This is a genomic window from Streptomyces sp. NPDC058257, assembly GCF_042881845.1.
Classification (GTDB): Bacteria; Actinomycetota; Actinomycetes; order Streptomycetales; family Streptomycetaceae; genus Streptomyces.
On the sequence record NZ_JBHVXJ010000005.1, the window covers coordinates 17,941 to 35,292 of the forward strand.

At 70.9% G+C, this 17,352-nt stretch carries 18 protein-coding genes; 9 read left to right on the top strand and 9 right to left on the bottom strand.

Annotated features, from left to right (window positions below; translation table 11 throughout):
* The first annotated feature begins 360 nt into the window (after positions 1–360).
* Positions 361–1,878, top strand: a complete 1,518-nt coding sequence (locus ACFVXC_RS14830; protein ID WP_389905337.1) for a glutamate--cysteine ligase — start codon at positions 361–363, stop codon at positions 1,876–1,878.
* 34 nt (positions 1,879–1,912) lie between these two features.
* On the opposite strand, the gene ACFVXC_RS14835 is transcribed toward ACFVXC_RS14830, so the two are convergent.
* Positions 1,913–3,685 (bottom strand): substrate-binding domain-containing protein, encoded by a 1,773-nt coding sequence (locus ACFVXC_RS14835; RefSeq protein ID WP_389905338.1) that lies wholly within the window; start codon positions 3,683–3,685, stop codon positions 1,913–1,915.
* 166 nt (positions 3,686–3,851) lie between these two features.
* Here ACFVXC_RS14835 and ACFVXC_RS14840 point away from each other — a divergent pair, with 166 nt between their 5' ends.
* Complete coding sequence (locus ACFVXC_RS14840) at positions 3,852–4,652, top strand: CPBP family intramembrane glutamic endopeptidase (RefSeq protein WP_389905340.1); 801 nt, start codon at positions 3,852–3,854, stop codon at positions 4,650–4,652.
* A 109-nt stretch (positions 4,653–4,761) separates the two neighbouring features.
* Here ACFVXC_RS14840 and ACFVXC_RS14845 read toward each other — a convergent pair whose 3' ends face one another.
* Positions 4,762–5,583, bottom strand: coding sequence for a PhzF family phenazine biosynthesis protein (locus ACFVXC_RS14845; RefSeq protein WP_389905342.1), 822 nt, complete (start codon positions 5,581–5,583; stop codon positions 4,762–4,764).
* 233 nt (positions 5,584–5,816) lie between these two features.
* On the opposite strand from ACFVXC_RS14845, the gene ACFVXC_RS14850 reads away from it, so the two are divergent.
* Positions 5,817–6,449, top strand: a complete 633-nt coding sequence (locus ACFVXC_RS14850) for a PadR family transcriptional regulator (RefSeq protein ID WP_389905344.1) — start codon at positions 5,817–5,819, stop codon at positions 6,447–6,449.
* A gap of 99 nt (positions 6,450–6,548) precedes the next feature.
* Here the strand turns inward: ACFVXC_RS14850 and ACFVXC_RS14855 are convergent, their stop codons facing one another.
* On the bottom strand, positions 6,549–6,977 hold the full coding sequence (locus tag ACFVXC_RS14855; protein ID WP_389905346.1) for an SRPBCC family protein: 429 nt from the start codon (positions 6,975–6,977) through the stop codon (positions 6,549–6,551).
* Between the two features lie 340 nt (positions 6,978–7,317).
* Here ACFVXC_RS14855 and ACFVXC_RS14860 point away from each other — a divergent pair, with 340 nt between their 5' ends.
* Positions 7,318–8,097 (top strand): putative protein N(5)-glutamine methyltransferase, encoded by a 780-nt coding sequence (locus tag ACFVXC_RS14860; protein WP_389905347.1) that lies wholly within the window; start codon positions 7,318–7,320, stop codon positions 8,095–8,097.
* Positions 8,098–8,146: 49 nt separating this feature from the next.
* On the opposite strand, the gene ACFVXC_RS14865 is transcribed toward ACFVXC_RS14860, so the two are convergent.
* Both ACFVXC_RS14865 and ACFVXC_RS14870 read right to left on the bottom strand, forming a co-directional pair.
* Entirely contained in the window at positions 8,147–8,578 is a 432-nt protein-coding gene (locus tag ACFVXC_RS14865) for a VOC family protein (RefSeq protein ID WP_389905349.1), read from the bottom strand.
* A gap of 83 nt (positions 8,579–8,661) precedes the next feature.
* Positions 8,662–8,850: a hypothetical protein gene (locus tag ACFVXC_RS14870; protein ID WP_389905351.1), complete on the bottom strand. Its 189-nt coding sequence runs from the start codon at positions 8,848–8,850 to the stop codon at positions 8,662–8,664.
* A 225-nt stretch (positions 8,851–9,075) separates the two neighbouring features.
* Here ACFVXC_RS14870 and ACFVXC_RS14875 point away from each other — a divergent pair, with 225 nt between their 5' ends.
* The 3 genes from ACFVXC_RS14875 (at position 9,076) to ACFVXC_RS14885 (ending at position 11,863) form a co-directional block, all read left to right on the top strand.
* Entirely contained in the window at positions 9,076–9,657 is a 582-nt protein-coding gene (locus ACFVXC_RS14875; protein WP_389905353.1) for a Clp protease N-terminal domain-containing protein, read from the top strand.
* Between the two features lie 46 nt (positions 9,658–9,703).
* Positions 9,704–10,726 (top strand): DMT family transporter, encoded by a 1,023-nt coding sequence (locus tag ACFVXC_RS14880; RefSeq protein WP_389905355.1) that lies wholly within the window; start codon positions 9,704–9,706, stop codon positions 10,724–10,726.
* A gap of 177 nt (positions 10,727–10,903) precedes the next feature.
* Positions 10,904–11,863, top strand: a complete 960-nt coding sequence (locus ACFVXC_RS14885) for a DMT family transporter (RefSeq protein WP_389905924.1) — start codon at positions 10,904–10,906, stop codon at positions 11,861–11,863.
* A 115-nt stretch (positions 11,864–11,978) separates the two neighbouring features.
* On the opposite strand, the gene ACFVXC_RS14890 is transcribed toward ACFVXC_RS14885, so the two are convergent.
* Together ACFVXC_RS14890 and ACFVXC_RS14895 are read right to left on the bottom strand one after the other, a co-directional pair.
* The gene (locus ACFVXC_RS14890) at positions 11,979–12,614 is read right to left on the bottom strand and encodes an FMN-binding negative transcriptional regulator (protein WP_389905357.1); all 636 of its coding nucleotides are present in this window, start codon (positions 12,612–12,614) and stop codon (positions 11,979–11,981) included.
* On the bottom strand, positions 12,614–13,321 hold the full coding sequence (locus ACFVXC_RS14895; RefSeq protein WP_389905359.1) for a pyridoxamine 5'-phosphate oxidase family protein: 708 nt from the start codon (positions 13,319–13,321) through the stop codon (positions 12,614–12,616). Before ACFVXC_RS14895 ends, ACFVXC_RS14890 begins: the two co-directional genes overlap by 1 nt.
* A gap of 35 nt (positions 13,322–13,356) precedes the next feature.
* Here ACFVXC_RS14895 and ACFVXC_RS14900 point away from each other — a divergent pair, with 35 nt between their 5' ends.
* Positions 13,357–14,688, top strand: coding sequence for an aminotransferase class I/II-fold pyridoxal phosphate-dependent enzyme (locus ACFVXC_RS14900; protein WP_389905361.1), 1,332 nt, complete (start codon positions 13,357–13,359; stop codon positions 14,686–14,688).
* Here ACFVXC_RS14900 and ACFVXC_RS14905 read toward each other — a convergent pair.
* On the bottom strand, positions 14,679–15,686 hold the full coding sequence (locus tag ACFVXC_RS14905) for a DMT family transporter (protein WP_389905363.1): 1,008 nt from the start codon (positions 15,684–15,686) through the stop codon (positions 14,679–14,681). The genes ACFVXC_RS14900 and ACFVXC_RS14905 overlap by 10 nt on opposite strands.
* A gap of 74 nt (positions 15,687–15,760) precedes the next feature.
* On the opposite strand from ACFVXC_RS14905, the gene ACFVXC_RS14910 reads away from it, so the two are divergent.
* Positions 15,761–16,759, top strand: a complete 999-nt coding sequence (locus tag ACFVXC_RS14910; RefSeq protein ID WP_389905365.1) for a LysR family transcriptional regulator — start codon at positions 15,761–15,763, stop codon at positions 16,757–16,759.
* Here the strand turns inward: ACFVXC_RS14910 and ACFVXC_RS14915 are convergent.
* Positions 16,695–17,174, bottom strand: coding sequence for a pyridoxamine 5'-phosphate oxidase family protein (locus ACFVXC_RS14915; RefSeq protein WP_389905367.1), 480 nt, complete (start codon positions 17,172–17,174; stop codon positions 16,695–16,697). The genes ACFVXC_RS14910 and ACFVXC_RS14915 overlap by 65 nt on opposite strands.
* Positions 17,175–17,352: the final 178 nt, after the last annotated feature.

Below are 17,352 nucleotides of genomic sequence, written 5' to 3' on the forward strand. Positions count from 1 at the left end.
CGAAGTTTATACGACACGTGTTCTGGTCGTGATTCAGCTAACCGCACCTGATATTGTCCGCAAGGCGTTATCCGGTCGCTATTTTGCGGGCTTTAACCCGATTCCGGATGAGCCCAGACGTTTGACCTCGACTCCCTTCGGGGGAGCGGACGGCCGAATCTCATCGGCGTTTTTCACCATGACTCGGCGAGCGGATTCTGCCGGTGAACATCATTATTGGTGAATGGGTCGTGCGGACACGGCGAAGAGCCTACTGCTCCGGAGGACTGTGCGGGGCGTTATCGATCACATTGCAGGGCATCATCCACCGAGACGCAGCGGCCGGATCATTGGCTGCCCATCAGAGGAGGGGACGCTTCGATGGGGGAGAAGGTCGTAGCAGGAACGTTTGACCTGGCCGAGCGGCGCCGGTACCGGAGCAAGCTCAAGGAGTGTCTGACGGGACTGCGGAGGCTGTTGGAAGAGGAGCGGTTCGATCGGCCCAAGAACCTGATGGGTGTGGAGATCGAACTGAATCTCGCGGGGCCCGACGGGATGCCGAGAATGCTGAATGCCGAAGTTCTCGAACGCATCGCGAGCCGTGACTTCCAGACGGAACTCGGAATGTTCAATCTTGAAGTCAATATCGCTCCGCATCGTTTGGGCGGACGGGTTCTCGACCGTCTCGCCGAGGAGCTGCGCACCGGCCTCGCCTATGCCCACCGAAAAGCGAACGAGGTGAACGCCGGCATCGTGATGATCGGCATTCTGCCGACACTCGCGCACCACGACCTGGTCTCGGGAAACCTCTCCGACGTGGACCGCTACGCACTGCTCAACGACCAGATCGTGGCGGCCCGCGGCGAGGAGTTCGTCCTGGACATCCAGGGCGTCGAACGGCTGACCTGCACCTCCGCGTCGATCGCACCCGAAGCGGCGTGCACATCGGTGCAGTTGCACCTCCAGGTCACGCCGGGCAGGTTCGCCGACGTGTGGAACGCGGCGCAGGCCGTCGCCGCGGCGCAGATCGCCGTCGGCGCCAACGCGCCGTTCCTGTTCGGGCGTGAGCTGTGGCGCGAGTCCCGCCCGCCGCTGTTCCTGCAGTCCACCGACACCCGCCCGCCCGAGCTCCAGGCGCAGGGCGTACGTCCGCGGACCTGGTTCGGGGAGCGCTGGATCAGCGACGTGTACGAGCTCTTCGAGGAGAACCTGCGCTACTTCCCCGCGCTGCTTCCGCTCGTCGACGACGAGAACCCGCTGGAGGTGCTCGCGGACGGCCGGGTACCGCACCTGGGCGAACTCGTCCTGCACAACGGCACCGTGTACCGCTGGAACCGCCCCGTGTACGGCATCGCGGACGGCGTCCCGCACCTGCGCGTGGAGAACCGCGTCCTGCCCGCGGGCCCCACCGTCACCGACGTCGTCGCGAACGCCGCCTTCTACTACGGCGTCGTACGCGCCCTCGCCGAGGAGTCCCGGCCCGTGTGGACCCGGCTGCCCTTCGAGGAAGCGGCCCGCAACTTCGACACCGCGTGCCGCGACGGCATCGAGGCCCGGCTGCGGTGGCCGCGGCGCGGCCGGTACGGGGGGCTCGTGGAGGTGCCGGCGGTAGCCCTCGTACGCGACGAGCTGTTGCCGCTCGCCGCGGCGGGGCTCGACGCGTGGGGTGTCGAGCCCGCCGACCGGGACTTCTATCTCGGCATCATCGAGGAGCGGTGCAGGCGGCGGGTGAACGGGGCGTCCTGGCAGGCGGCGACGTACCACCAGGCCCTGGAGACCGGGCTCGGACGCGAGGCCGCGCTCGCCGCGACCACCCGGCGCTATGCCGAGCTGATGCACGCGGGGGAGCCGGTGCACACCTGGCCGGTGGGGCTGCCCGAACCCGCTGTCCTGAGCTGAGGGCGAGCGGCTGAGGTGGCGCCGGGGGGCGGGCTCAGCCGTGGCTGCCCGCCTCCATGATGGCCTTGAGGATGACCGCGTGGATCTGCGCCGGGTCGTCGACCTGGTGACCCGAGCCGCCGGTCGCCTCCGCGATCTGCACGACCTCCTCCTTGTCCGCGTCCGGGCCGACCGCGATCGCGATGAGCGGCACCGGGTGCTTGGGGTCGGAGAGGTTCTCCAGCTGCGCGATGAGGTTGCTGCGCGAGAGGGAGCCGGGATCCTGGTTCGCGCCGTCCGTGAGCACCACCAGGGCGTTGAACTTTTCGCTCGCGTAGCTGGACGTGGCCTCCTTGTACGCCGCCAGTGTGGTGTCGTACAGGCCGGTCGCCCCGCCCGGGATGGGCGCCAGGTCGCTGAAGGCCTTGGAGACCTTGTCCCGCTGGGTGCCGTCGCCCTTGCGGTCGCCGAGCCGCTGGGTCGGCACGAGCTTGCGGTAGTCGCGTTCGCCGTCCAGGAGCGTGGCGAACTCCCAGAGGCCGATCTCGTCCTCGTCGGTGAACCCGGCGAGCGCCTGGAGCAGCGAGGACTTGGTGACCTCCATCCGGGACCGGTCGCGGCCCGGCACGTACTCGCCCATGGAGGCCGAGACGTCGACGACCGTGCTGATCCTGGCGCTCTGGACGGTGATCGTCCACATGCCGAGCGTCTCCTGGAGCTCCTTCTCGGTGGGAGGCTCGCTCGCCTCGTCGGCGTACGGCTGGGGGGTGCGTCCGCCGGCCGCCGTGACGAGTCGCGTGGAGGGGGCATCGGTGCCGGTCCTGAAGCCGTGCCTCTCCAGGATCGCGCGCCCCCCGTCGTCGCTGAACAGCGTCATGAAGCGCAGGGCGGCCCGGCTCTGGTCCGTGGACAGCTCGTCCTCCTGGACCAGCGTGTACGGGTAGTCGAGGCGCGGTGAGCCGTCCTTTGGATAGAACATGTCGAGGCCGTTCTCCTCGCCGGCCGACGCGTTGTGCTCGAACGCGGCCTGCTCGGAGAGGATCAGCGCCTGGTTGCGGCGCGGGTTGCCCTGTTCGGTGCCGGAGGAATCACGGGCCAGGGTCTCAAGGAGCTGGCTGTCGCTGTCGGATGTGCGTGCGGATAGGGCCTTGGCCATCGCGGCGGCCTCGGTGTCGCCGTCCTTGCCGCCCGATTTCTTCGCCGACGCGCTGAGCTTGGCGAGCGCGAGCAGGCCGGTCGCGCTGCGCGCGGGATCGGCGGCGCCGAGCCGCAGCTTGTCGCCCTTGACCGCCGCGCCGGTCAACTTCGGCCAGCTGTACGTCTTTTTCGGCCAGCCCAGGGTCTCGGCGGCGGAGGGAATCATGGCCATGCCAACCGGCGAGGAGGCTATGTTCCCCGCGGGCGTCACCTTGTCGCGCTTGCCGCCCAGGCCGACGCGTTGCAGCCACAGTTCGGAGTCCGGCACCCATACGTCGTAGTCCGGATGGCTCTTGCCCGTCCGCAGCTCGTCGGCGACCTTGTACGAATCGCGGGCGGTGACCCGTACGTCGATGCACGACCCGTCGGACGTGACCTCCTTCTCGCGCGCGTCGTCGGCGGCCGCGCGCAGCGCGGGGGCGATGTCGGGGGCGGCGGCGACGTCGAGGCGCACCGCGTCGTCGCCGCACGAGCCGCCGAAGTCGAGGAGGTCGCTGCGGACGGCGAACGCCGTGCCCGCCGCGACCGTCAGGACGAGCGCCGTCGTGATGGCCACGGTGCGGCCACGGGTGCGCGGTCGTGGGTCGGGTGCGTCCGTGCCGTACTCATCGGGCAAGCTGTGACGTCCCATGGCGGTGGTGCCCCTCCTTGAGCGATGAAGCAAGGGAAGAGGGGGTGGCATGACCGCGATCGGCGTCCGTCCCCCTCGGCCTGTCGCGCACGATCTTCGTAACTTCTTTCGAGACCCTAGTGGGACGGGGATGGGGATGAGGCGGGATTACTCAACTGGAGGCGCAGTGCAAGCGGAGTCCGGGCCGTTGGCCGGTTCTTTTCGGGGTGAGGGGCCATCGCGACGGATCCTGAGGGACGAGACGCTGCTCGTCCTCGCGGTCTCACTGGGCGCGAGCGGTGTGTCCGCGCTGATCAGCTTTATCGGGTCGGTCACCAAACCTGGCGGTCTGAAGGACCAGGCGGCGACCATGAACGCGTCGGCCGCTCCGGGGCGGCCATGGCTTGATCTCACGTGGCAATTGTTCGGAATCAGCACCGCGTTGGTACCGGTGGCGCTGGTCGCGCACTTCCTGATCAGGGACGGCGCGGGGCTGCGCGCGATCGGCTTCGACCGGAGCCGCCCATGGCCGGATCTGGGGCGCGGGGCGGCGATCGCGGCGGTGATCGGCAGCACCGGGATCGCCTTCTATCTGGCCGCGCGCGGGCTCGGGTTCAACCTGACGGTGGTGCCGGAGGACCTGCCGGACGTGTGGTGGAAGTACCCGGTGCTCGTGCTCTCCGCGGTGCAGAACGCGGTGCTCGAGGAAGTGATCGTCGTCGGCTATCTGCTGCGCAGGTTGGGGCAGTTGGGGTGGACGCCGATGGCCGCGCTCGTCGGCAGCTCGGTGCTGCGCGGCTCGTACCACCTCTACCAGGGCATCGGCGGGTTCATCGGGAACATGGCGATGGGGGTGGTCTTCGTGCTCCTGTACCGGCGGTGGGGGCGGGTCGGGCCGCTGGTGGTGGCCCATTCGCTCCTCGATATCGGCGCGTTCGTCGGGTACGCGCTGCTCGCGGGGAAGGTGGGGTGGCTGCCCACGCCTTAGGCGGCGGGCAGGCGGGTGCTGACGTGACTGTGGGGACGTACGGCCATGACCTGGTCGTACGTCCCCACAGTGATGTCAGGCCCACAGTGATGCCAGGCCCACAGTGATGTCAGGCGTACAGGTCGCCCTCGATGACCGTGACCGCGCGGCCCGTCAGGAGGGTGCGGTCGCCGCGCAGTTCCGTGCGGACCAGGCCGCTGCGGGCCGAGGCCTGCAGGCCGGTGAGCTCCGCGCGGCCCAGGCGCTGGGACCAGAAGGGGGCCAGGGCCGTGTGGGCGCTGCCGGTCACCGGGTCCTCGTCGATGCCGACGCGCGGGAAGAAGCCCCGGGAGACGTAGTCGTAGCCGCGGGCGGGGTCTTCGGCGCGTGCGGTGGCGATGATGCCGCGCTTGGAGTGCTGGGTCAGGGCCTTGTGGTCCGGGGTGAGCGAGCGCACCGTCTTCTCGTCCGCGAGCTCGACGAGCAGGTCGCCGAGGTGAGCCCCGGTGTCGTACACCGCGAGCGGCTCGGCGCCGAGCGCCTCGGCCGCGCCGTCGGGGACAGCGGCCGGGGTGAGCGGGGCGGTCGGGAAGTCCATGGTGACGGTGCCATCGGCGTGAGCGGTCGTGGTCAGGACGCCGCTGCGGGTGGCGAACCGTACGGGGCCTTCGGCGGCGCCGGTGACCTGCAGGACGTGGGCGGTGGCGAGCGTGGCGTGGCCGCAGAGGTCGACCTCGGTGGCGGGCGTGAACCAGCGCAGCGCCCAGTCGGCCTCGCCGCCCGCGGGGAGGCGGTGGACGAAGGCGGTCTCGGCGTGGTTGACCTCTGTGGCCACGTTCTGGAGCCAGCTGTCCTCGGGGAAGGCGTCCAGGAGGAGGACGCCTGCGGGATTGCCCGTGAAGGGGCGGTCGGTGAAGGCGTCGACGATGCGGATGCGGTGAGTGGTCGGCATGCCGATGACGCTAGTGGGCCAATGTGGGGCTGGAACAAGGCCAATCGAGGGTGAGTGGCCCGATTGAGGGGTCCTAGGCCGCTGGTTGGCCCCCTCTGGCCTGCCGCTCCGGCCATCTCTCAGGAGGGGCTTGCCAGGCGAACAGTTCCGATATATCGTTGACGCATCGCGACAGATCAACGATGGCGCGATGGATCATCCGCAAGTTCACGATCACTAAAGGAGTGATTGCTATGCGTTCCCACGGATATGAGCACGAGCACGGACACGGACATGGAAAGCGCGGTCCCGGGCACGAGGGCCGGGGCGGCTTCGAGGGGCGGCGCTCCGCGTTCGGCCCCTTCGGCCCCGGCTTCGGCGGCCCCGGTGGACCCGGCGGCCCTTGGGGCGGCGGGCGTGGCGGCCGGGGCGGCGGTCCGCGAGGCAGGGCACGGCGCGGCGACGTACGCGCGTCGATCCTGGCCCTCCTGAAGGACCGGCCGATGCACGGCTACGAGATGATTCAGGAGATCGCCGAGCGCAGTGGCGGGGCATGGAAGCCCAGTCCCGGTTCGGTCTACCCGACCCTCCAGCTCCTGGAGGACGAGGGCCTGATCAGCAGCGCGAGCGAGGGCGGCAAGAAGCTCTTCTCGCTCACCGAGGCCGGCACCACCGCGGCCGACGAGGGCCCCGACGCGCCTTGGGAAGAGGCCGGGCGCGGGGTCGACTGGGACACGCTGAACGAGATCCGCCAGGCCGGTTTCGGGCTGATGGAGGCGTTCGGCCAGGTCTGGAAGACCGGCAGCAAGGAGCAGCGCGAGAAGGCAGTCGCGGTCATCAACGACGCCCGCAAGAAGCTGTACCTGATCCTCGCCGATGAGGACTGAGGCAGCGAGGGTCGATGACCCCCGGTGCCACTGAGGCGCCCCGCACTTCATGTGTGGGGCGCCTCTTCGCTTCGGGGCCTGTTTGAGCGTGGGGGAGGGTCAGGCCACCAGGCCCGCGAGCTTCCGCAGCGACTCGTTCAGCGCGGCCGTCGCCGAATCCTTCAGCTTGCCCGCCATCAGGGAGACCGCCGCACCCGTGAACTCGCCCTCTATGCGTACGGTCGTCGCGTCCCCGTCGGGGGAGAGCGAGTAGCGGGTGCCGACCGTGACGCCCATCGGGCCCTTGCCCCTGATCGCCAGGGTGCGCTCGCTCCGGAGCTCCTCGATCGTCCAGTTGACCTCGGCGGGGAAGCCCATCAGCTTCATGTTCTCCATGAACGTGCCGCCCACCTCCAGCGTGGTGGGGCCGCCCTTGGGAAAGCTGGTGTGCGTGGCGTTCCACTCGCCGTACGAGGAGAAGTCGGTGAGCTGGGCCCAGACCTTCTCGGGGGGAGCCTCTATCCGTGCTTCCGCGCTGACTTCGGCCATGCGACGACCCCTTTTCGTTGGGCGCTGCGGCGGGGCGCAGCTGCGGTGTCGCGGAACGTAGCCGCAGGGTCCGGAACATTCAATACTGATGAACCGTCAGATATTGTGGACGCTCCGGCGGCGCCGCCCGAAACCGGGTCGGGTACTGTTGCCCTCCCCCGCGACGGACGCGGGCAGACGGACCCGGGAGGTGAGACCCATTACCGCTGCAGCAGGTCGGGTGCTCCCCCTTCACGACCGCGCGGTTCACCCGGCATAGGTGACCGAGGGAGCCCCTCAGGCGTCCCGAAAGGTTCCTCTTCTCATGTCGGTCCCACCTTCGTCACCCCCGTCATCGCCGATGACGTCCCTCACCCCTGCCGCCATCGTCACCAGGCTGCGCGCCGCCGGCTGTGTCTTCGCCGAGGACGAGGCGCGGCTGCTCGTCGCCACCGCGTGCGACCACACCGAACTCGCCGCCATGGTGGAGCGGCGTGCCGCCGGTCGGCCGCTCGAACACGTCCTGGGCTGGGCGGAGTTCCGCGGTCTGCGGATAGCCGTGGACGCCGGGGTCTTCGTGCCACGGCGGCGCACCGAGTTCCTCGTACAGGAGGCCGCCGCCCTGGCCGGACCCGGAGCGGTCGTCGTCGACCTGTGCTGCGGCTCAGGGGCGCTCGGGGCCGCGCTCGGCGCCGCGGTCGGCCGGATCGAGCTGCACGCCGCCGACATCGACCCCGCCGCCGTGCGGTGCGCGCGGCGCAATGTCGCCGACGCGGGGGGAAGGGTGTACGAGGGCGACCTCTACGAGCCGCTGCCCGTCGCGCTCCGGGGCCGTGTCGACGTACTGCTGGCGAACGTCCCCTACGTACCCACCGATGAGGTCGGTCTCCTGCCGCCGGAAGCCCGTATCCACGAGGCGCGTGTGGCGCTCGACGGCGGCGCCGACGGCCTCGACGTCCTGCGGCGGGTGACCGGGGACGCGGCGCGCTGGCTGGCTCCCGGCGGCCGCCTGCTGTTCGAGACGAGCGAGCGGCAGGCACCGTACGCGCTCGCGGCGGTCGTTGACGGCGGCCTTGTGCCGCGGTCGGTGGGCGACGAGGAGATGTACGCGACCGTTGTCATCGGGACGCGGCCCGCCTGAGTCGCGGGCCGCGTCGGGACGGCCGGGGAGCGTGAGCCGCGGGGGCGTCTCAGGTGGCGAAGACCTGCGAGTCGTCGGCGAACGCCTTGAACTCCAGCGCGTTGCCCGCCGGGTCGAGGAGGAACATCGTCCACTGCTCGCCCTGCTGGCCCGCGAAGCGCACGTAGGGCTCGATGACGAACTCGGTGTCCGCCGTGCGCAGCCGCTCGGCGAGCTTCTGGAACGCGTCGACCGTCAGGACGAGTCCGAAGTGCGGCACCGGGACGTCGTGGCCGTCGACCGGGTTGTGTACGCGCTGCGCCCGCTCCGGTGCCAGATGCGTGACGAACTGGTGGCCGTGCAGATCCCAGTCCACCCAGGTGTCCGCACTGCGGCCCTGCGTCAAGCCCAGGACGTCGCCGTAGAAGCGACGTGCCGCGGCCAGGTCGTCGACCGGCACGGCCAGGTGGAACCGCGGGATCGGGGAGTCGAGAGAGGTCATGGCACTGCCTTCCTGTCGGGGAGGGGGTGGGGCGGGCCAGGGCGAGGGCCACAGGCCCGCCAGGAAGACGATCGCGGTCGGGGTCAGCCGACCCTGCGTATCACCGCCGCGTCGAACAGGTCGCACGCCCTGGGGAACGGGCCCTCGTCGTGGCAGTGCCAGGCTTCCCAGAACAGGTCGGCGGGCAGTGCGTCATCGGGTGCGTACACCCGATACACGTACTGTCTGCCGTCGCTTGCCGACAGCGAGACCATCCAGCACCTGCACTCCATGACCTGCACCCCATCACCTGCGCCCCATGCCTGAAAGACGAGTGGCGGGTGTGCCGTGGTTGCGTTCCGGGCGTGAATCAAGGCGCCGCGCGCCCCTGGGGGAAGAAAAGTCGGATCTCATCCGTAAGGAGGAGAAGCCACACATGCGTACCCAACCTGTGTCGGACGCCAAGATGCTTCCCTCCGCCGATGACGCCACCACAGGGGACTGATGGGGTGGAAGATGTGCAAAGCCGTACCCCGCCGGGCGCCGAGCCCGGCCCCACCCGAACAGAGACCGACTCCCGACTGAGCGCAGTGCTGGCATCGGTGGTGGCCGGTGCGCGCCGGCGTGCGGTACGGGACGGGGACCGGCAGATCGACACCGCGCATCTGCTGCACTCGCTCCTGGAGACCGACCCCGAGGTGCGGTCGGCCTTCGACGACGGGGCGCAAGTGGTGCGGCTGCTCGGCTATCTCGTCCAGCGCAGCATCGGGTACGGCCTGCAGTGGCGGGGGACGGTCGAGGACTCCGGAGCGGTGCCGCTGGTGAAGGTGGGCGACTTCGGTCCCGCCAAGGAGAAGCGCTGGTCACCGTCCGCGACCGCGGCCATGGAGACGGCCATCGAGCGGGCCGACCGGCGCGGCGAACCGCGCGCCCTCGGTATCGACCTCCTGGTGGCACTCATCTCCGATCCGGACTGCCGCGCGATCGAGGTACTGGGGCGGGCCGGGGCCGACCCGAAGGCGATCGTCCGGCGCGTCGAGGAGGATCCGTCCACCGGCGCCGCGTCCGCGGATCCGTACGCCGAGACGTCCGCCGATTGAGACAGGGGCTATCGAAGGTGACGCTCATGACGCGGCCTGGCATGCTGTGCCGGTGCACGCGTCTGAGGGGAATCGGGCAGGCTCACGGCTGAGCCGCGGGAGAGGCATGGGCCTCGGCCTTGCCCTGGGGTCGGCGGTCGCCTTCGGCGGTTCGGGCGTCGCGGCCAAGCCGCTGATCGAGGCCGGCCTCGACCCGCTGCACGTGGTGTGGCTGCGGGTGACGGGCGCCGCCCTGGTGATGCTGCCGGTCGCCTGGCGCCACCGTGCCCTGCTGCTCCGCAGGCCCGCCCTCCTGCTCGGCTTCGGCCTGCTCGCCGTCGCCGGTGTCCAGGCCTGTTATTTCGCGGCGATCTCCCGCATCCCCGTCGGTGTCGCGCTCCTGGTCGAGTACCTCGCGCCCGCGCTCGTCCTCGGCTGGGTGCGTTTCGTGCAGCGGCGGCCCGTGACGCGGTCGGCCGCGGTGGGCGTGGTGCTCGCGGTCGGCGGGCTCGCCTGTGTCGTCGAGGTGTGGGCCGGGCTGAGTTTCGACGCCGTGGGGCTGCTGCTGGCGCTGGGTGCCGCGTGCTGTCAGGTCGGCTACTTCGTCCTGTCCGACCAGGGCAGCGACGCGGGGGACGACGCCCCTGACCCGCTCGGTGTCATCGCGTACGGACTGCTGATCGGTGCCGCGGTGCTGACCGTCGTGGCGCGCCCCTGGGGCATGGACTGGTCGGTGCTCGCCGGAAGCGCGGACATGGACGGTTCGGCCGTTCCCGCCTGGGTGCTCATCAGCTGGATCGTGCTCGTCGCGACCGTCGTGGCGTATGTCACCGGGGTGCTCTCGGTGCGTCGGCTCTCGCCGCAGGTGGCGGGGGTCGTCGCCTGTCTGGAAGCGGTCATAGCGACCGTGCTCGCCTGGGTCATGCTGGGCGAACACCTGTCGGCGCCGCAGATCATCGGGGGCGCGGTGGTGCTCGCGGGGGCGTTCATCGCGCAGTCGTCCACGCCCGCGAAGCCCCACGAAGGGCCTGGCGCGGGCGGGCTGCCGGAGCCGGAGCAGCGGTTGTCGTCAACCGGCACTGCCGTCTAGGGTGTTGATCATGCATTCACGCGCGCTCGTTCTTCCGCCCCCCGCCGCTTAGGCGCGGGCACCTTCTGGAACACACCCGGCCGGTGGCCGGGTGGAACGACGCTGCCCGCAGACGGAGCCAGGGACCTTCCTTCTTCTTTCTTTCTGCGGAGAACTCACGTGTCGAATGTGTCGACTGTGTCGACGGCTGCCTCCGGTCTGTCCGTCGGACGCGGCCTCCTCTATCTGATCGTCGCCGGTACGGCCTGGGGCACCGCCGGTGCCGCCGCCGCGCTGGTCTTCAACGCCAGTGACATGGGGCCGGTCAGCCTCTCCTTCTGGCGCTGCGCGGGCGGCTTCGTGCTGCTGTTCGCCGTCCGTCTGATGCGGGCGCGCCGAAGGTCCGCGTACGCCGCCGTGAGCGCGCCGCTGCGGCGGAGGCTGCCGCGGATCGTGACGACCGGCGTGGCCCTCGCCGTGTTCCAGACCGCCTACTTCGCGGCCGTCGAGTCGACCGGGCTCGCCGTCGGCACGGTGGTCACGATGGGCGCGGGGCCCGTGCTCATCGCGCTCGGGGCGCGGTTCACCATGGGCGAGCGGCTCGGGCGTGGCGGGGTCGTCGCCGTGGCGGGGGCGCTTGCCGGGCTCGTGGTGCTGGTCCTGGGCGGCGGCGGTGCGAGCGTGCGTCCGGAGGGTGTCGGGTGGGGGCTGCTCTCGGCGGCCGCGTACGCCACGATGACGCTGCTCACGCGGTGGTGGGGACGGGACGGCGGTGCCGACTCGGCCGACACGACGGTCTGGTCGTTCGCCGTGGTCTCCGTCTGCCTGCTGCCGCTCGCCGCGGTGGAGGGCCTCGTGCCGCATACCGCCGACCCGGCGCGGATGAGCCTCTATGTGCTCTACATCGTCGTGATACCGACGGCGGTCGCCTACGCCCTGTACTTCGCGGGCGCCGCCGTCATCCGGTCCGCGACCGTCTCCGTGATCACGCTCCTCGAGCCGCTCAGCGCCGCGGTCATCGCCGTCGTGCTGCTCGACGAGGAGCTGACCGTGTCGACGGTGCTCGGCACGCTGATGATGCTGGCCGCGGTGACGGGGCTCGCCGTCGCCGAGACGCGGGGCGCGGTCGCCGCGCGGCGGGATGCGGCGCTGGTGTGAGGGTTCTCGCGGGGCGCGGTCCGGTCGGTGTGGGTCGCGCCCCGCGAGCGCTGTCTTGAGTCCGGGGGCCGGTGGGGGGCTGCCCGCGCCGCTCCCCGCGCTCCTGACGGGGCGTTCAGCGGCGGCGTAGTTGGTGTTCGTACGCCGCCTCGTCGCGTGGGCCGTCACGTTTCGTGAGGCCCGCCGCGATCTGGTCCTGGACCTCCTGCGGCTTGTGGCTGGCGTACTTGAACTTCGCCTGTACGTCGCTCACTTCGAGGCACAGGGCGCGGATGCCGGAGAGCATGCGGCCGAACGGGGCCTCGCCCACCGCGGCCGGAACCGAGCCGCCCTCGGGCTGGAAGTGGGCGACCTGGCGGTTGAGGAGCTCGGCCTTCTCCGCCGGGTCGTCCACGATGCGGGCGGTGCAGCGCAGTTGTACGGCGGCGTAGAAGCTGGTCGGCACGCCGTGCTCGGGCAACGTGTCCGGCGGTGCCTGCCAGGGGCCCGGCACGTACACGTAGTCGTCCACCACGCTCAACAGTACTTCGGGGTCTGCCTCCAGCGCGGGCCACAGCGGGTTGGGGCGCGCCAGGTGGGTGATCACCCGGCCGTGCGGGCCGTGACCCCTCTCGTAGGCGAAGTGCGCGGGCTGTACGTGCGGGGGCTCTCCGGGCAGGCCGTTCACGGCGAGCTGCCCGAAGTCGTGGGCGGCGAGCCACTGCTGCCACTCGGCGTCGGAGCGGGGCGCGTCCCAGGGGTGGATCAGCATCACAGCTCGACCAGGTAGTCGGGGGTCTCGATGCCGGGGGCCAGGTCGGCCGACGGGACGAGCGGGTCGTGCCCCTTGCGCAGGGGGACGACGCCGGCCCAGTGGGGCAGGTCGAGGTCCTCGGGGTCGTCGTTCGGGCCGCCGGTGCGCACCTTGGCGGACACCGCGGCGAGGTCGAGGCTGAGCACGGCGGTCGCCGCGAGTTCCTTCGCGTTCGCGGGGCGCGAGTCGACGGAGCGGCCCGGCACGACGTGGTCGACGAGCGCGTCGAGGGCGGCGCGCTTCTCCTCGGGGTCGGTGACCTGGTGGGCCGTGCCGTGGATCACCACGGAGCGGTAGTTGATCGAGTGGTGGAAGGCCGACCGGGCGAGGACGAGGCCGTCGACGTGGGTGACGGTCAGGCAGACCGCCAGGCCCGGGTCCTCCTCCTGCTGCCGGGCGTCGCCCGCCATCCGCAGCGGCCGGGAACCCGTCGAGCCGTGCACGTACAGACGCTCGCCCACCCGGCCGTACAGCGTCGGCAGGACGATCGGAGCTCCGTCCCGCACGAAACCGAGGTGGCAGACATAGGCCTCGTCGAGTATCGCGTGCACCAACTCCTGGTCGTACGCGGCACGGTCCCGCCCACGGGTGGGCACGGTCAGGTCGGTCGGCGCGTACGAGGCGGTGTCGGCGGCCTCGATGCCGGACTCGGATGCGACGCTCATTGCCTTCTCCATTGCACTAGTGCATAATCTGGTTTGTGCTAGGAGAGTATCGGATCGAAGGCCGACGTGCAGCTGAGATCGCTGCCAGTGTGGAGCGCGCGGTGGGTGGCGGAGACCTGGAACCAGGTCAACTCCTGCCGCCGATGCGCGAGTTGGCGGAGCGGCTCGGGGTGAATCCCAATACGGTGGCCGCCGCCTACCGCACGCTGCGCGAACGCGGCGTCATCGAGACGGCGGGGCGGCGCGGCAGCCGTGTACGCCCCAAGCCCGCGACGACCGTGCGCGAGCTGATCCGTGTGGACGTGCCGACCGGTGTGCGCGACGTGTCGAACGGCAACCCGGACACGGCGCTGCTTCCGCCGCTCGCCGGGGTGTTCGCCGCCGCCGCCGCGGAGGGCGACCTGCGCCCCGTGCTGTACGGGGAGGAGGCAGTGGACGCCGAAATGACCCGCCACGCGCGCGTGGCCCTCGACGAGGACGGCGTGCCGGACGGTCCTGTCGCCGTCACCTCCGGGTCTCTCGACGCCATCGAGCGTGTGCTCGCCGCGCATCTCAAGCCGGGCGACGCGGTGGCGGTCGAGGATCCCGGCTGGGGCAGCCTGCTCGATCTGATGCCCGTGCTCGGGCTGCGCACGGTCCCGGTGGGCGTCGACGACGACGGGCCGCTGCCCGCCGACGTGGAGGCGGCGCTGCGCGGCGGAGCCAGGGCGCTCATCGTCACCGACCGCGCCCAGAACCCGACGGGCGCCGCGATCAGTGCTCCACGCGCGCGTGCGCTGCGAAAAGTGCTCTCCGCGCACAAGGGCGTGCTCCTCGTCGAGGACGACCACGGCCACGCCATCGTCGACCTGCCGCTGCACCCGCTGGCGGGCGTGACCCGCAGCTGGGCCTTCGTCCGCTCCACGGCCAAGGCGTACGGCCCTGACCTGCGACTCGCCCTCCTCACCGGGGACTGCGTCACCGTCGATCGCGTACAAGGGCGGCAGCGGCTCGGCCCCGGGTGGGTGAGCCATCTGTCGCAGCGCGCCGTGGTGCGGCTGTGGGCGGACGGGGCGGTGGACACAGCCCAGGTGGCGGCGTCGTACGGGAAGCGGCGTGACGCGCTGATCGCCGCACTCGCCGAGCGGGGTGTCGCGGCGCACGGGCGCAGCGGCATGAACGTATGGGTGCCGGTGCCGGACGAGACCGGCGCGGTCGCCAGGCTGCTGCACGCGGGGTGGGCCGTCGCGCCGGGGGCGCGATTCCGGATGAGTGCGCGGCCCGGGGTGCGGATCACGGTGTCGACGCTCGGGGACGGTGACATCGCGGCGGTGGCGGACGCCGTCGCCTCCGCCACCGGGCCCGCTCCCGCGCGGCGCTATGAGTGATCGGCCCGCTCGTGCGCGGCGTCGGCGATCGGCCGGTTCCGCGCGCGGCCGCGCGGCCTGGACTGGGTGAGCGCGGCGCCCGCCAGGACGATCACCGCGCCCACCGGCGTCGACCAGCTCAGGGTCTCGCCGAGCACGGCGACGCCCGCGGTGGTGGCGATGACCGGGACGAAGTACGTGACCATCTGGGCCGTCGTCGGCCCGACCTCGGAGACGAGGCCGTACTGCATGAGGAAGGCGAGCCCGGTGCCGACGGCACCCAGTGCCACGATCGCGAGGAGCGGCATGACGGGGAAGTGCGTGGGCAACGACGTGAACAGCGGTGTCACCACGGCCAGTTCGACGGTCGCGATCAGCAGTTGGGCGCCGGTCAGTGAGAGGTTGGAGTGACCGGAGCCGGCCAGGGTGCGGCGCACGTAGATCCAGCCGATCGGGTAGCACAGCGCGGCGAGCAGTGCCATCGACGTGCCGCGGAAGTCGAGGCCGCTGAACCCCTGCCAGGCGCCGAGGACCGTGAGCACCCCGAGGAACCCGATGCCGAGCCCCGCGACCCTGCGCCGCGTCGGACGGTCCTCGGAGAGTGCGACCAGCGAGAGCGCCATGCCCCACAGGGGCGAGGTCGCGTTGCAGATACCGGCGAGCGTGGACGGAATCGTCAGTTCCGCGTACGCGAACAGCGAGAACGGCAGGGCGTTGAGCAGGAGCGCCGCGACCGTGAGATGCGCCCACGACCGTGTCCCGCGCGGCAGCCGTTCGCGCTTGACCACGAGGACGACCGCGACGACCGCGGTGCCGAAGAGCAGGCGTCCCAAGGTGACCTGGAACGGTGCGTAGCCCTCCGTGCCGACCTTGATGAGGAGGAAGCTGAAGCCCCAGATCAGCGAGAGGACGCCGAAGCGCAGGCGCCAGCCGAGGACGCGGCGGGGCTTCGGATCGACAGGGGCGGGAGGGGGAGAAACAGCGACGAGGGAGCCCTGAGGGGTGGAGGTGACGCTCATGTACGTCACCTTGAGGCAGCCGACATCGTAGAACAAGCGAAATAAACTGCTAGGTATCGCGTAGCATCGCTTACGTGTTGAACCTGGAACGCCTGCGCACGCTCGACGCACTGGCCCGGCACGGCTCGGTCAGCGGCGCCGCGGCGGGGCTGCACGTCACGACCTCGGCGGTCTCGCAGCAGATGACCAAGCTGGAGCGCGAGGTGGGCCAGCAACTCCTCGCCAAGAACGGCCGGGGCGTGCGCCTGACCGATGCCGGGCGGCTGCTCGCCGAGCATGCCGGGCGCATCCTCTCCCAGGTGGAGCTCGCGCAGTCCGACCTGGAGGAGCAGCGCGGCAAGGCCGTCGGGGAGCTGCGGATCTCCGCCTTCCCCACAGCTATGCGCGGCCTGCTGCCCGCCACGCTCACCGCGCTGCGTGCCGGCCATCCCGGTCTGCGTGTGCGATCCCAGGAGATGGAGGCCCAGCCCGGGGTGGCCGCCGTGGTGCGCGGCGACATCGACATGGCGGTCGTCCTCGACTGGTACAACAAGCCGCTGCCGATGCCCGAAGGCCTCGTCAGGGCCCCCCTCCTGGACGATCCCGCCGATGTCGCCATGCCCGCGGCCCACCCCCTCGCCGACCGCGCCGAGGTGGACCTCGAGGAGTTCGCGGACGACGAGTGGATCGCCTGGGCGGAGGGGGAGTTCTGCCATGAGTGGCTGATGTTCACGCTGCGCGCCAAGGGCATCGAGCCGCGGATCGCGCACCGCGCGGAGGAACATCACACGCAGCTCGCCCTGGTGGCCGCGGGTCTCGGCGTGTGCGTGGCACCCCAGTTGGGGCGCGAGCCGATGCCCGCCGGGGTCAGGACGGTCCCGGTGCGGCACCGGGTGCACCGTCATGTGTACGCGGTGTGGCGCGCGGACGCAGACCGTCGGCCCTCGATCAGGGCGGCGGTCGAGGCGCTCCAAGGAGCGGGGGCCGGGCTGGGCCAGAGCTCAGGGGGTGCGCATCCGCCTCGCTCTGTCAGGGGCGGGCCCGCAGATCCGCCAGCTTCCGGAAGTCCCAGGACGCGATCGCGTCGGGTGTGAGCCGGATCCACGCGTGTTTCCCGTCGTACGGCATCGTGTCCATCCCGAAGTACTTCTGGGTGAACAGCCTCTCCGGGGCTTCGAGTTCGGGGCAGGGCTCGCCCACGCGCGGCGACTCGGCCACGAAGACCGCCGTCCCGGAGAGCTCGACGCCCCGCAGCTCCCCGTACTCGACGCCCGAGTCGATCACCACAGCGATCCGCTGGTCACCCCGAAGGTCCGCCCAGCGCTTGCTGCGGGTGATCGAGAACAGCCACAAGGACGTGCCGTCCCAGGCGAACCAGAGTGCGCTGACGTGTGGGGCGCCGTCGCCGGACACGGTCGCGACCCGGCAGGTGCGTTCCGTGCCGAGGAAGGCGTCGAGCTCGTCCGGCGACATCATGATTTTGCGGCCCCGGCGCTGTGTGACGGCCATCGGTCCTCCCGCGACAAGTGGAAATGGTGGGCGCACAGCCAGAACTGACTACCCATCAGAACTGTCCGTCGGGAAAGCATGCGGTCTCTTCCGCCGTGGCGCAATGGCCGCTAACCTCCGCGCATCCCGGTCGTCGCCGGTCGCCCGCGCTGTCCCGGACGGCCCGGGTGGCCCGGAC